This window comes from Demequina sp. TMPB413 (assembly GCF_020447105.2).
GTDB lineage: Bacteria > Actinomycetota > Actinomycetes > Actinomycetales > Demequinaceae > Demequina.
In genome coordinates, this window is sequence record NZ_CP096184.1 from 2869672 (window position 1) to 2883582 (window position 13911).

Consider the following 13911-nt stretch of genomic DNA (forward strand, 5'->3'; position numbering starts at 1 on the left):
GATGACGACAGAATCGACGAGCCCCCGCGCCACGGCAGGCCTGGGCGCCGACGACGGCAGCGCACCCGAGTTCACCGTCTTTGGCGGAGACTGGTCAGAGGCGGCCGAAGAGGCCACCCGCTTGGGCCAGCAGCGCCTGGTGTTCAACATGGGCCCGCAACACCCGTCCACGCACGGCGTGCTGCGCATCATGCTCGAGGTGGAGGGCGAGACCGTCACCGAATGCCGCGCGGGCATCGGCTACTTGCACACCGGCATCGAGAAGAACATGGAGTACAGGACGTGGACGCAGGGCGTCACGTTCTGCACCCGCATGGACTACGTGGCGTCCATGGCCAATGAGGCCGTCTACTGCTTGGGCGTCGAAAAGCTGCTGGGCATCACCGATGACATCCCCGAGCGCGCCAACGTGCTGCGCGTGCTCATGCAGGAACTCACCCGCATCGGCTCGCACCTGGTCGCGATCGGCACCGGCGGCAACGAGCTGGGCGCCACCACCGTCATGACCACCGGCTTCATCGGCCGTGAAGAGACCTTCAAGGTCATCGAGCACATCACGGGCCTGCGCACCAACAATGCGTACATTCGTCCTGGTGGCGTCGCGATTGACGCCCCAGAAGACTCGGTCGCGATGATTCGCGCGATGATCCCCAAGGTCAAGCAGCGCCTCGACGAGCTGGCCCTGTTGCAACTGGAGAACCCGATCTTCAAGGGACGCCTCAAGGGCGTCGCCAAGCTCGACCTTGCTGCCTGCATGGCGCTTGGCATCACGGGCCCCATTTTGCGTTCGGCAGGCCTTCCCTACGACCTGCGCAAGTCGGAGCCGTACTCCGGGTACGAGACGTACGACTTCCAGGTGCCCACGTCCACCGATGGCGACGCCTACAGCCGCGTGGTGTTGCGCCTCGAGGAGTGCTACGAGTCGCTCAAGATCGTCGAGCAGTGTGCCGACCGCCTCGAGCAGTCCGAGGGTCAGCCCATCATGGTGGCCGACAAGAAGATCGCGTGGCCGGCGCAGTTGTCGATTGGCTCCGACGGGCAGGGCAACTCCTTCGAGCACATTCGCCACATCATGGGCGAGTCGATGGAGGCGCTCATCCACCACTTCAAGTTGGTCACTGAAGGCTTCAGCGTTCCCGCGGGCCAGGCCTACGCGGCGGTGGAGAACCCGAAGGGTCTGCTGGGCTGCCACGTTGTCTCGGACGGCGGCTCAAAGCCTTGGCGGGCGCACTTCCGTGACCCCGGCTTCAATAATCTGCAGGCGTTGTCGATGCTCACTCAAGGCGGCCAAGTGGCCGACGTTGTGGTCGCGATCGCCACCATCGACATGGTGTTGGGAGGCGTCGACAGATGACGTACGACGAGTCCACCGCAAAGCAACTGGCGAAGGACGCCGCCGAGATCATGGGCCGCTACCCCGTCAGGCGCTCGGCCCTGCTGCCACTGCTGCACTTGGTGCAGTCGGTGGACGGGTACGTGAGCCCCGATGGCATCCAGTTCTGCGCCGATCTGCTGGAGCTCAGTGCCGCAGAGGTCAGCGCGGTCGCCACGTTCTACTCCCAGTACAAGCGCCGGCCAAACGGCGAGTACCAGGTGGGCGTGTGCACCAACACCCTGTGCGCGGTGATGGGTGGCGACGAGATCTGGCGCAAGCTCTCCGAGCGAGTGGGCGTCGGGCACGACGAGACGACGGCTGACGGCAAGATCACGCTGGAGCGGCTTGAGTGCAACGCGGGTTGTGACTACGCACCGGTGATGATGATCAACTGGGAGTTCTTCGACAACATGACCCCCGAGCGGGCGCTCGAGTTGGTGGACGACATTCTGGCTGGCAAAGACGTGGCGCCCACGCGCGGCGCCGACAAGGTGGTCACGTTCAAAGAGGTCTCGCGGGTGCTGGCCGGCTTTGAAGACGGCAGGGCCGACGAGGGTGTCTCCGCCGGAGCGTCGTCGTTGGCAGGAATTGACACTGCGAAGGAACAGGGCTGGAAGGGGCAGGACAAGTGACCGATCTGACCCCAGTCCTCAGTGCCACATGGGGCCTCGACCACTCGTGGAACTTCGACACGTATGCGGCCAACGGCGGCTATGAGGGAGCGACAAAGGCGCTCACCATGGACCAGGCCGACATCATTCAGGCGATCAAGGACTCCGGCCTGCGCGGCCGCGGCGGCGCTGGCTTCCCCACGGGGATGAAGTGGGGCTTCTTGCCTGCCCCAGACGGCGGACCCCGCTACCTCGTGGTCAACGCCGACGAATCGGAGCCGGGGGCGTGCAAAGACGTTCCCACCATGATGGCGGCGCCTCATCAGCTGATCGAAGGCATCATCATCACGGCTTTCGCGATCGGCTGCGATCACGCCTTCATTTACGTGCGCGGCGAGGTGGTTCACGTGTACCGCCGGCTCATGAAGGCAGTCGCCGAGGCCCGCGATAACGGTTGGCTCGGTACCAACATCAAGGGCACCGGCTTCAACCTGGAGATCACCGTCCACGCTGGCGCTGGCGCCTACATTTGCGGCGAAGAGACCGCGCTGCTCGACTCGCTTGAGGGACGACGCGGGCAGCCGCGCCTCAAGCCGCCGTTCCCCGCCGTCGCAGGCCTCTATGCGAGGCCCACCGTGGTGAACAACGTCGAGTCGATTTCGTCCGTGCCGCCCATCATCGCGAAGGGCGTCGACTGGTTCGCCTCGATGGGCACGGAAAAGTCGAAGGGCATGGGCCTGTTCTCCCTGTCGGGACACGTCAAGCGTCCTGGCCAATACGAGGCCCCGTTGGGAATCACCGCGCGCGAATTGCTGGAGATGGCCGGCGGGATGCGCGAGGGCCACACCCTGAAGTTCTGGACTCCAGGCGGATCCTCGACCCCGATCTTCACTGAGGAACAGCTCGACACCCCGCTCGACTACGAGTCCGTGGGCGCCGCAGGCTCGATGCTGGGCACGCGCTCCCTGCAGATCTTCGATGAGACCACGTGCGTGGTGAGGGCCGTCGAGCGGTGGACCGAGTTCTACAAGCACGAGTCCTGCGGCAAGTGCACCCCGTGCCGCGAGGGCACCTACTGGCTCGAGCAGATCATGCGCAGGCTCGAGCACGGTCAGGGCACGATGGCCGACATTCAGCAACTTCTCGACACGTGCGATTCGATCGCCGGCCGCGCCTTCTGTGCTCTTGGCGATGCCGCGACGGCCCCCGTGATCAGCTCGGTCACCCTGTTCCGCGAGGAGTACGAGCGGCACGTGACGGAGGGCGGATGCCCCTTCGACCACGCCGCATCGGCCCTGTTCGACTACGACACTGCAGCCGAGGAGGCCAACGCATGAGCGAGACCGCGGACAAGGCTCCCGTCGCGACTGACGTGGTGACCGTCACGATCGACGGCATCGAGACCCAGGTGGAGAAGGGCACGCTCATCATCCGTGCCGCCGAGCAGGTGGGCATCGAGATCCCACGGTTCTGCGACCACCCAGCGCTCAAGCCGGCCGGGGCCTGTCGCCAGTGTCTCGTTGACGTGGCCAGCCCTGGGCCCGACGGAAACCTTCGCGCCTTCCCCAAGCCGCAAGCGTCGTGCACCATGCCGGTCACCGACGGCATGGTGGTCAACACGCAGAACACCTCGGACGAGGCGGAGCGTGCCCAGAAAGGCGTGATGGAGCTGCTGCTCATCAACCACCCGCTGGATTGTCCCGTGTGCGACAAGGGCGGCGAGTGCCCTTTGCAGAATCAGGCGATGACGCACGGTCGCGGGGAGTCCCGCTTTGTGGACGTCAAGCGCGTCTTCGAGAAGCCGCTGTCGCTCAGCAGTGAGATTCTGCTCGACCGTGAGCGCTGCATCCTGTGCCAGCGGTGCACCCGCTTCTCTCAAGAGATCGCAGGGGATCCGTTCATCGATCTGCAGAACCGCGGCGCGATGCAGCAGATCGGCACGTTCAATGAGGACGTGCTCGAGTTCGATGGGTACGGCCCTGTGGGCGTCGCGGCCGAGGACGAGTCTGGTGGGGCGTTCAGCTCCTACTACTCGGGCAACACGATCCAGATTTGCCCGGTTGGCGCGCTCACGAGCGCGTCCTACCGCTTCCGTTCGCGTCCCTTCGACCTGGTGTCCAGCCCAGGCATCTCCGAGCACGACAGCTCAGGGAGCGCGATTCGCACCGACCACAGGCGTGGCAAGATTCTGCGGCGCTTGGCGGATGACGACCCGGTGGTCAACGAGTACTGGATCACCGACAAGGACCGCTTCGCGTTTACCTGGCAGAACCAGTCCGACCGCCTCACCCAGCCGCTCATCCGCAAGGATGGAGTGCTTGTCGAGTCCTCGTGGCCAGAGGCGCTTGCCGCGGCGGCGGCGGGACTGAATGCCGCCATCGGCAAGTCGGGCGATGCGCGTGCCGACAAGAAGGCTAAGGGTGTTGGCGTGCTGCCCGGCGGTCGCGTCACGATGGAAGACGCCTACGCGTACAGCAAGTTCACCCGACTGGTGCTCGACACCAACGACATCGACGCGCGCACCAGGGTGGCCTCCGACGAGGAGCAGGCCTTCCTCGGTTCCACGGTCGCGGGCACCGGCATCGGCGTGACGTTCGCCGAACTGGAGAACGCGCCGACGGTGCTGCTCGTGGGCTTCGAGCCTGAGGACGAGGGCGGCGTGGTGTTCCTGCGCCTCAAGAAGTCCGTGGGTCGCCAGAAGGTCATCACCGTCGCGTCTCATCTGAGTAAGGGCGCCGAGAAGCTCGGCGCCACCCTCCTGCCTGCGGTCCCTGGATTTGAGGGCACCGTCGTCGCTTCACTGAAGGGCGCCAAGCAGGCCTATAAGGACCTGAAGGAGCCAGGCTCCGTCATCGTGGTGGGGGAGCGTGCGGCTGCGTCGCCTGGCACCCTCACGGCCGTGGCTGCGCTCGCGAAGCGTGCGGGCGCAAAGGTGGCCTGGATCCCTCGCCGAGCGGGCGAGCGCGGAGCTGTCGAGGCCGGCGCGCTACCAGGCCTCCTGCCCGGTGGTCGCGATGTGACCGCCACGGCAGGGCGGGACTCCGTCGCCCAGGTGTGGGCGGCGTCGTCCCTTCCCCACGCCAAGGGTCGCGACGCCGATGCCATGATCGCTGCGGCGTCGGCCAAGGCGCTCGATGCACTGGTGATTGGCGGTGTGGACGACACCGACCTGACCGAGGATCTGCTCAAGGCGATCAAGACCGCCAAGTTCACGGTGAGCCTGGAGGTGCGGCGCACCGCGGTGGCCGAGGCGGCAGACGTGGTATTGCCGGTCGCGCCCACCAGCGAGAAGTCGGGCACGTTTGTCAACTGGGAGGGCCGCTTGCGTTCCTTCGGCACCGCGATTCGCACCGATGCCATGTCGGATCACCGTGTGCTCGACCTGCTGGCGCGTCAGATGGGCGTCACGCTCGGGACAGGGACGGTTGACGCCGTCAATGCCGAGCTTGCCGCGCTTGCCTCGGCGCCAGACGGGGAGCGCCCGGCGGCTCCCGCCGAGCCGGCCCCCGTCGCGCCCAAGAAGTCAGCGAGCGTTGACGGTGAACTCGTCCTGTCGACCTGGCACCAGTTGGTCGACGAAGGCTCACTCCAAGACGGCGAGCCCTACCTCGCGGGCACCGGTCGCCTTGCCGTGGCCCGAGTGTCCCCCGCCACCGCCAAGCGCCTGGGTCTCCACGGCGTCGTCACCGTGACGGGCAAGCGCCGCGGCGCGATCGATGTGCCCCTCGCGGTGACACCTGGCATGGTGGACAACGTGGTGTGGTTGCCCACCAAGTCGCCGGGATCGTGGGTGGCTCAGCAGTTGGGCGTGCACCCTGGCGAAACCGTGGTGGTGAAGGGAATGGCCTCATGATGACCGTGCTGCCGATGGCCATCGACCAGAACACGTTGGCTGGAGACTCGATCTGGGTCACCATCATCAAGGCCGTCTTGATCCTCGTCTTCCTCTTGACGTCGGTGTTGTTCGCCGTGTGGTTCGAGCGGCGCGTGATTGGCCGACTCCAGGAGCGCCCAGGCCCCAACCGGCATGGCCCCTTCGGCCTGTTCCAGTCCGTCATGGACGCCATGAAGCTGCTGATGAAGGAAGACATCACGGTCAGGGCTTCCGAGAAGCTCATCTACATCGCGGCACCCATGATCTCGGTGTTCGCCGCGCTGCTGATCTTCGCGGTGATTCCCTTTGGACCAGAGACGCGCATCCCCTTCACCGACGAGGTGACGCCGCTCCAGCTCACCGACTTCCCGGTGGCGGTGCTGTACATCCTGGCCTGTGCCGCGCTCGGCGTGTACGGCATCGTGCTGGGAGGCTGGGCCTCCGGCTCCACGTACCCGCTCATGGGCGCCGTGCGCTCCACCGCTCAGGTGATCTCCTACGAGCTCGCGATGGGCCTGTCGCTCGTCACGGTGTTCATGTTCTCCGGTGCGATGAGCACTCAAGAGATCGTGGCCGCTCAAGAAGACGTGTGGTGGGCGCTGCCGCTCCTGCCCGCGTTCGTGATCTACCTCATCTCGATGGTGGGCGAGACCAACCGCTTGCCTTTCGACCTTCCAGAGGCCGAGGGTGAACTGGTCGCAGGCTTCATGACGGAGTACTCGTCGATGAAGTTCGCGTGGTTCTTCTTGGCCGAGTACATGAACATGATCAACGTCTCCGCCGTCGCCGCAACCCTCTTCCTTGGCGGCTGGCGGCCGCTGTGGTGGCACGAGTGGCCCGGTTACTACATGCTCAGCAACGGCATCTTCCCGCCCCTGTGGCTGATCATCAAGATCTGGCTGCTGATGTTCCTCTTTGTGTGGATCCGCGGTTCCGTACTCCGGTTCCGCTACGAACAGTTCATGCGCTTCGGCTGGAAGGTGCTCATCCCCGTCGCCCTCAGCTGGGTGGTCCTGTCCGGTGTGGGCATGGTGCTCCTGCCTCACTTCAACAGGAACACCTCGTACTTTGTGATGTTCGCACCGATCATCGCGTTGCTGTTGGCGTGGGTCGTGTTCTCGCTTGTGGCAGATTCCAAGGCGATGAAGCGCGAGGAGCAAGAGGCCGCGCGCAGGGAGAAGTTCGAGACAGACGAGTTCGACGCCTTTGCCGGCGGCTACCCCGTCCCGCCACTTCCAGGCCAGAAGCTGCCGCCGTCCCCGCGGTCCGGCCGCACCGTCGACGCTGTTAAGGAGGCACAGGGTGACTGACCACCACGACGAAACCCCACAGGCCTTTACGTCCAACCTGCCCCAACCGGGCGGGATCGCTGGGGCATTGTTGCCGGTCGCAGGCTTTGGCGTCACGCTGCGCAATTTCTTCCGGCCCACCGTGACGGAGCAGTACCCCACCACTCCGGCAAACATCCAGCCGCGCTATCACGGCAGGCACCAACTCAACCGCTATCCAGACGGCCTCGAGAAGTGCATCGGTTGCGAGTTGTGTGCATGGGCGTGCCCGGCAGACGCCATCTACGTCGAGGCGGATTCGAACACGCCTGACGCGCAGTTCAGTCCAGGTGAGCGGTACGGCAAGGTCTACCAAATCAACTACCTGCGCTGCATCTTCTGCGGACTGTGCATCGAGGCCTGCCCCACCAGGGCGCTCACCATGACCAACGAGATCGAGTTGGCCGGGCCTACCCGCGAGGGACTCATTTACGAGAAGCAGGACCTCCTGGCACCCATGGAGGAGGGCATGCTTGCGGCGCCTCACCCCATGGTCGAGGGCACCACCGACACCCACTACTACACGGGAGATGTGCTGCGCACCACGCCAGAGCAGGAGGCCTGGGTGAGGGCGTACCGTCCCGACGACCCGACGCTTCCTGAGAACGTGGCAAGCCGAGGCGACGCCGACGCTGCGGCGGCCGACGAGGCGACGCGCCCGCGTGCGACCCCGTCGCCCGCTGACGACGAGGTGGGCCTCAGCGGACCGAGGGGAAGGCAACACTGATGATCTCTCCCGTCCTGTTCTGGGTGGTGGCCTTCATCACCGTCATCCCCGCGCTCGCCTTGCTGTTTGCACGCAAGTCAGTGCACGTGGCGATGGCGGTCGTGCTCGTCATGGTCGGCCTCGCCGTGTCCTACGTCGCGCTCGCCGCGCCGTTCCTCGGGGTGGTGCAGATCGTCGTCTACACGGGCGCCGTCATGATGCTGTTCCTGTTCACCCTCATGCTCGTGGGCGTTGACAGTAGAGAGAGCCTCAAGGAGACCATCACTGGTCAGCGGTGGATCGCCCTCGGGCTTGCTCTTGGCCTTGGTGCCCTGCTCATCAGCGTGGTGAGCAGGCTGACGTTCCCCGTGGCGAAGAACCCCACGGTGGGCGAGCCTGTCGAGGTGGCCAGCTGGCTGTTCGGCGACTACGTGTTGGTGGTGGAGGTGCTGGGCTTCTTGCTCATCACGTCGGCGGTGGGCGCCTTGGTCCTCACCCACGTGCCGCGCCTCTTCCCCAAGCGCACTCAAGCCGAGATCCAGGCGGCCAGGGTCGCTGCTGGTGCCGATCCCGTCAACAAGGCGTTCCCCGGTGTCTATGCCCGTCACAATGCGCTCGACGCGCCGGCGCTCGGCCCCGACGGCGCTCCGCTCGAGGATTCCGTCTCACGCGTGCTGAAGGCCCGCAGCCAGACCATCGATGGCTCCGAGTTCAAGGATGACAACGAGGCTCGCAGACGCGAGTTGGGTGCCAAGGAGGACGACGCGTGAGTCCCGTCAACTTTGTCTACCTGGCGTCGGTGCTGTTCGCCATTGGCGCCGCGGCCGTACTGCTGCGCCGCAACGCCATCATCGCGTTCATGGGCGTCGAGCTCATGCTCAACGCCGCGAACCTGACCCTCGTGGCGTTCTCGCGCATGATCGGCGAGGTCAATGGCCAGATCATGGCGTTCTTTGTCATGGTGGTCGCCGCCGCAGAGGTGGTGGTGGGACTCGCCATCATCATCGCGGTGTTCCGCGCACGTCAGGGCATCTCGCTCGATGAACCGTCTGAGCTGAAGGGTTAACGATGCTGTCCGTCACCTGGCTGCTCATTGCGGTCCCGCTTGCGAGTTTCTTTGTGCTCATGCTCGCCGGCCGTCGCGCCGACGCGTGGGGCCACTGGCTCGGCGTCGCCGCCTCGTCCGCCACCGCCGTGATCGGCATCGGCGCGTTCTTCCAGATGCTGGGCAGGGACGCAGAGGCGCGCTCCGAATCGGTGCACCTGTTCACCTGGCTGTCGGGAAGTGACCTGCACCTCGACGCAGGGTTGCTGGTCGACCAGCTGTCGCTCACGTTCGTCATGCTCGTCACGGTGGTGGGCACGCTCATTCACGTGTACTCCGTGGCGTACATGGAGCATGACCCGAACCGCCGCATGTTCTTCGCGTACCTCAACCTGTTCATCGCGGCGATGCTGCTGCTGGTGCTCGCGGACTCCTACCTGCTGCTGTTTGTGGGCTGGGAGGGCGTGGGTCTCGCGTCCTACTTGCTGATCGGCTTCTGGAACCACAAGAACGAATACGCGACCGCCGCCAACAAGGCGTTCGTGGTCAACCGCGTCGGCGATGTTGGCCTCATCATTGCGATGGGTCTGATGTTCGCCCACTTCGGCTCACTGAACTTTGCGGACGTGCTGGGCAGCGTGGACCAGGTGTCCACGCCGGTGCTCACCGCCATCGGCCTCACCCTGCTGCTCGCCGCGACAGGCAAGTCGGCGCAGTTCCCGCTGCAGTCATGGCTCGGCGACGCGATGGCAGGCCCCACGCCAGTGTCGGCCCTCATCCACGCCGCCACCATGGTGACCGCTGGCGTGTACCTCATCGTCCGCTCCGGCGCGATCTACGAAGCCGCCGACGACGCCCGCGTGGTGGTCGCCATCGTCGGCGCCGTCACGCTCATCATGGGTGCGATTATCGGTAGCGCCAAGGACGACATCAAGAAGGCGCTCGCCGCCTCGACGATGTCCCAGATCGGCTACATGATGCTGGCGGCGGGACTCGGCCCTGTCGGCTACGTCTTCGCCATCTTCCACCTGGTCACGCACGGCTTCTTCAAGGCTGGCATGTTCCTGGGTGCAGGCTCCGTGATGCACGGCATGAACGACCAGACGGACATGCGTCGCTTCGGCGCGCTGCGCACCGCCATGGTCACCACGTGGATCACGTTCGGGCTTGGCTGGCTCGCGATCCTTGGCGTGCCGCCGTTCTCCGGCTTCTGGTCGAAGGACAAGATCATCGAGTCCGCGTTCGTGGGAGAGGGCTGGCAGCCGTGGGTGTTCGGCCTCACCGCGCTGATCGGCGCAGGCATGACGGCGTTCTACATGTCGCGACTGTTCTTCATGACGTTCCACGGCAAGGCCAGGTGGACGGATGATCAGCACCCCCACGAGTCCTCACTCCTGATGACGGTGCCCATGATCGTGCTCGCGGCGGGCTCCGCCTTCCTTGGCCTGTTCCTTGCCGTCGGCAATCGGTTCCAGCACTGGCTCGAGCCGGTGACGGGCGCGCACGGAGAGCACCACCCGGTGCTGTCAGTGCCCGTGATCACCACGCTCACGCTGCTGCTGGTCGCCGCTGGCGCGGCGCTCGCGTACTGGATCTACTGGCGTCACGACGTGCCCACGGAGGCCCCGCCGCCATCGCTCGGCGTCCTGGCCGCGCGCAACGACCTCTTCCAAGACTCCGTGAACAGGGCCGTGTTCCAGATCCCTGGAACCCACCTCACGCGGACCCTCGTCTACGCCGATGCCGCACTCGTGGACGGCGCCGTCAACAAGCAGGCCACCGGCGTCGCCGCCTTTGGCGAGGCAAGCAGACGCTTCCAGTCAGGAAAGGTGCGCTCCTACGCGATGCTCATGCTGCTCGGATTCCTGGTACTCGCCAGCATCATCGTGGTGGGGGGATAACTCATGGCCATTTTGACAATCCTCATCGCCGTCCCCGCCGTCGCGGGCATCGCCCTGCTCACGGTGCCTCAGTTGCGCGGCTACGCCCGCGAGTTCGCGCTCGGCGTCGCGGTGCTGGAGTTCTTCCTCGCCGTCGGCATGCTCATGGCTTTCGACCGGGGCGCTGCTGGCGAGATCCAGTTCTCCGAGACCTACGCATGGATCCCACAGATCGGCGCCAGCTGGGCGCTGGGCGTCAACGGCATCGGGCTCAGCCTGATTCTGTTGTCAGTGGTGCTCACGCCGTTGACGATGCTCGCGGGCTGGAACGAGGACGTCGCCGAGTCGCGCAGAGCTCAGTACTACGGGCTCATCCTGATCAGCCTCGCGTTCATGGTGGGCATCTTCGCCGCACGCGACGTCTTCCTGTTCTACGTGATGTTCGAGGCGATGCTGATCCCGCTGTACTTCCTCATCGGCTCCTTCGGTGGCGAGCAACGCCGCTATGCCGCGGTGAAGTTCCTCATCTACTCGCTGCTCGGCGGACTCATCATGCTGGTGGCCGTCATCGCGCTGTTTATCGCGGGGCCTGGCGGCGAACAGGGCTTCCTCACGGCCAACCTCACCGGTCTGACGTTTGACGAGCCGTGGATCGAGAACCTCCTGTTCCTTGGCTTCTTCATCGCCTTCGCGATCAAGGCGCCCATGGTGCCCGTCCACACGTGGCTGCCCACGGTCGCGGAGTCCGCGCGCGCCGGCACCACGGCGCTGCTGGTCGCGGTGCTCGACAAGGTGGGCACCTTCGGCATGCTGACCTTGTGCCTCATGCTGTTCCCCGGCGCCTCGCAGTGGGCGGCGCCGGTGATCATCGTGTTCGCGGTCATCTCGGTGATCTACGGGGCGCTCGCCGCGATCGGTCAAGACAACATGTTCCGCCTGGTGGCGTTCACCTCCGTCAGCCACTTCGGCATCATGGTGCTCGGCATCTTCGCGTTCACCCGCACCTCGGTGGAGGGTGCCACCTTCTACATGCTCAGTCACGGACTGTCGACGGGAGCGTTGTTCCTGCTGGTCGGCTTCCTGGTCAAGCGCCACGGCACCGCTTCCGTTGGGGCGTTCGGCGGTCTGCAGCGAGTGGTGCCGGTCTTCGCGGGAACCTTCCTCATCGTCGGCCTGTCCGCGCTGGCGCTTCCCGGTATGGCGCCCTTCGCCTCCGAGATCATGGTGCTCATCGGTGCCTACGAGGCAACCCGTTGGGGCGTCATCATCGCCGCTCTCGGCGTGATTCTCGCGGCCCTGTACATCCTGCTCATGTACAAGAAGGTCTTCACCGGGCCCACTCCAGAGGCCATGGAACCCACCACGGAGCTCTCGCTCACGGAGCGCGTGGTCATTTGGCCGCTCATCGCGGCCATGCTGGTGCTCGGTTTTGTCCCGGCGCTCGCGGTGGACTACTTCAAGGATCCGAGCGCGGCCATCGTCGTCAGCATTGAGGAGGCGGGGCAGTGACCTACAACGTTCCCGAGATCGCGTGGGCGCCGCTTGCGCCCATCATCATCGTGCTCGTGGCCGGTGCCATCGGTGTGCTGCTCGGGGCGTTCATCCGCACCGTGGCAGTGCGGCGCACCGCGCAGCTCCAACTGTCGATCGTCGCGCTCATCGCGGCGCTGTTCGCGATCGTGTGGCAGTGGGTCGCCATCGAGAGTGGCGGCGTGGTGGTGCTCAACACCATGATCTACCTGGACCGCCAGGCGCTCGCGTGGCAGTTCCTGCTGGTGGTCTTCGCTATCGGTGGCGTCGCACTCTTCGCAGACAGGGGCAAGGAAGACGAGGACCCCTTCACCCCGCTCGGCTCCGTCGCCCCCGGATCTTCTGAGGAGACGGTCGCGCGCCGCAAGGGTCTCGCCGTGACCGAAGTGTTCCCGCTCGCCCTACTCGCCACGGGCGGCATGATGCTCTTCGCCACGGTCAATGACCTGGTGTTCCTGTTCGTGGCGCTCGAACTGTTCTCGTTGCCGCTGTACATCCTCGTGGCCCTGGCGCGCAGGCGTCGGCTGCTCAGCCAGGAGGCCTCGCTCAAGTACTTCCTGCTCGGAGCCTTCTCGTCCGCGATCTTCCTCTTTGGTGTCGCGCTGCTCTATGGCGCCACCGAGACCACCGGCATGCGAGAGATGTTGGGCCTGTACCACCCAGAACGCCACACGCTGGTGCTGCTCGGTCTGTTCATGGTGCTCGTGGGCCTGCTGTTCAAGATCGGCGCGGTGCCGTTCCACCTGTGGGTGCCAGATGCCTACCAGGGCGCCCCGTCGGCCGTCACCGCCTTCATGGCAGCCGCCACCAAGGCCGCTGCGGTCGCGGCGCTCGCGCGGCTGTCCTACCTGGTGCTCTACCGCTTCGCGTGGGACCTGAACTGGGTGATCTGGACCGTCGCGATCGCGTCGATGGTGTTCGGCACCGTGCTCGCGATCGTGCAAACCGACGTCAAGCGCATGCTCGCCTACTCCTCCGTGGCCCACGCCGGCTTCATCCTGGTCGCGTTCGCAGGCTTCTCGCCGCTCGCGCTCTCGGCCCTCCCGTTCTACCTGGCCACGTACGGCATCGCGACGCTCGGCGCCTTCGCCGTGGTCACCCAGGTGCGCGAGCTCACGCCAGACGGCGCCGTCGGTGCCGAGGCCACTCGCCTCGGTCAATGGGCAGGGCTTGGCAAGCGCAGCCCGTTGCTCGCAGTCGCGATGTCGCTGTTCTTGCTGTCCTTCGCCGGCATCCCGCTCACGGCGGGCTTCGTGGGCAAGTTCGTGGTGTTCCGCGCGGCTCTCGAGCAGGGCGCCTGGCCGCTCGTGGTCGTGGCCGTGCTCGCGTCGGCCGCCGCGGTGTTCTTCTACATCCGCTTGGCCGTCCTCATGTTCTTCACCGACGCCCCCGACGACACAAGCCCTCGCGTCGAGGTGCGTGCCACCGGCATCGGCCGCGGTGTCGCGATCGTTGCCGCGGTCATCGTGCTGGTGCTGGGTGTCATGCCCTCCGGCGCGCTCGACCTTGCCGACGACGCTGGCGTGCTGCTCGCGCCCGCCGCCGTCACGGGCGGGTAGGCG

General features: G+C 65.6%; 11 protein-coding genes. All 11 read left to right on the forward strand.

Features of this window, described 5'->3' with window-relative positions; genetic code table 11:
• Position 1 precedes the first annotated feature (1 nt).
• Genes LGT36_RS13885 through nuoN form a run of 11 tightly spaced genes read left to right on the forward strand, consistent with a single transcriptional unit; the run spans position 2 to position 13908 of the window.
• Positions 2-1354 (forward strand): NADH-quinone oxidoreductase subunit D, encoded by a 1353-nt coding sequence (locus LGT36_RS13885; RefSeq protein ID WP_226095564.1) that lies wholly within the window; start codon positions 2-4, stop codon positions 1352-1354.
• Entirely contained in the window at positions 1351-2007 is a 657-nt protein-coding gene (gene nuoE, locus LGT36_RS13890) for an NADH-quinone oxidoreductase subunit NuoE (protein WP_226095563.1), read from the forward strand. The genes LGT36_RS13885 and nuoE overlap by 4 nt, the downstream gene beginning before the upstream one ends.
• Positions 2004-3323 carry an NADH-quinone oxidoreductase subunit NuoF gene (nuoF, locus tag LGT36_RS13895; RefSeq protein WP_226095562.1) on the forward strand — a complete coding sequence of 440 codons (1320 nt, stop codon included), beginning with the start codon at positions 2004-2006 and terminating at the stop codon, positions 3321-3323. The genes nuoE and nuoF overlap by 4 nt, the downstream gene beginning before the upstream one ends.
• Positions 3320-5839, forward strand: a complete 2520-nt coding sequence (locus tag LGT36_RS13900) for an NADH-quinone oxidoreductase subunit G (RefSeq protein WP_226095561.1) — start codon at positions 3320-3322, stop codon at positions 5837-5839. Before nuoF ends, LGT36_RS13900 begins: the two co-directional genes overlap by 4 nt.
• A complete protein-coding gene (gene nuoH / locus LGT36_RS13905; protein ID WP_370634269.1) occupies positions 5839-7170 on the forward strand; it encodes an NADH-quinone oxidoreductase subunit NuoH in 1332 nt (443 codons plus the stop codon). Before LGT36_RS13900 ends, nuoH begins: the two co-directional genes overlap by 1 nt.
• Positions 7163-7915 carry an NADH-quinone oxidoreductase subunit NuoI gene (gene nuoI, locus LGT36_RS13910; RefSeq protein WP_305881762.1) on the forward strand — a complete coding sequence of 251 codons (753 nt, stop codon included), beginning with the start codon at positions 7163-7165 and terminating at the stop codon, positions 7913-7915. Before nuoH ends, nuoI begins: the two co-directional genes overlap by 8 nt.
• Entirely contained in the window at positions 7915-8664 is a 750-nt protein-coding gene (locus LGT36_RS13915) for an NADH-quinone oxidoreductase subunit J (protein ID WP_226264461.1), read from the forward strand. The genes nuoI and LGT36_RS13915 overlap by 1 nt, the downstream gene beginning before the upstream one ends.
• On the forward strand, positions 8661-8960 hold the full coding sequence (gene nuoK, locus LGT36_RS13920) for an NADH-quinone oxidoreductase subunit NuoK (RefSeq protein ID WP_226095358.1): 300 nt from the start codon (positions 8661-8663) through the stop codon (positions 8958-8960). Before LGT36_RS13915 ends, nuoK begins: the two co-directional genes overlap by 4 nt.
• Positions 8961-8962: 2 nt before the next feature.
• Positions 8963-10840 (forward strand): NADH-quinone oxidoreductase subunit L, encoded by a 1878-nt coding sequence (nuoL, locus tag LGT36_RS13925; protein ID WP_226095357.1) that lies wholly within the window; start codon positions 8963-8965, stop codon positions 10838-10840.
• A gap of 3 nt (positions 10841-10843) precedes the next feature.
• Positions 10844-12328, forward strand: a complete 1485-nt coding sequence (locus LGT36_RS13930; RefSeq protein ID WP_226095356.1) for an NADH-quinone oxidoreductase subunit M — start codon at positions 10844-10846, stop codon at positions 12326-12328.
• Entirely contained in the window at positions 12325-13908 is a 1584-nt protein-coding gene (nuoN, locus tag LGT36_RS13935; protein WP_226095355.1) for an NADH-quinone oxidoreductase subunit NuoN, read from the forward strand. The genes LGT36_RS13930 and nuoN overlap by 4 nt, the downstream gene beginning before the upstream one ends.
• Positions 13909-13911 lie beyond the last annotated feature (3 nt).

Bases quoted from the DNA above. Each gene is read 5' to 3' on its own strand.
- LGT36_RS13885 (WP_226095564.1), top strand. From the start codon at position 2: ATGACGACAGAATCGACGAGCCCCCGCGCCACGGCAGGCCTGGGCGCC.
- nuoE (WP_226095563.1), top strand. From the start codon at position 1,351: ATGACGTACGACGAGTCCACCGCAAAGCAACTGGCGAAGGACGCCGCC.
- LGT36_RS13900 (WP_226095561.1), top strand. From the start codon at position 3,320: ATGAGCGAGACCGCGGACAAGGCTCCCGTCGCGACTGACGTGGTGACC.
- nuoH (WP_370634269.1), top strand. From the start codon at position 5,839: ATGACCGTGCTGCCGATGGCCATCGACCAGAACACGTTGGCTGGAGAC.
- LGT36_RS13915 (WP_226264461.1), top strand. From the start codon at position 7,915: ATGATCTCTCCCGTCCTGTTCTGGGTGGTGGCCTTCATCACCGTCATC.
- nuoL (WP_226095357.1), top strand. From the start codon at position 8,963: ATGCTGTCCGTCACCTGGCTGCTCATTGCGGTCCCGCTTGCGAGTTTC.
- LGT36_RS13930 (WP_226095356.1), top strand. From the start codon at position 10,844: ATGGCCATTTTGACAATCCTCATCGCCGTCCCCGCCGTCGCGGGCATC.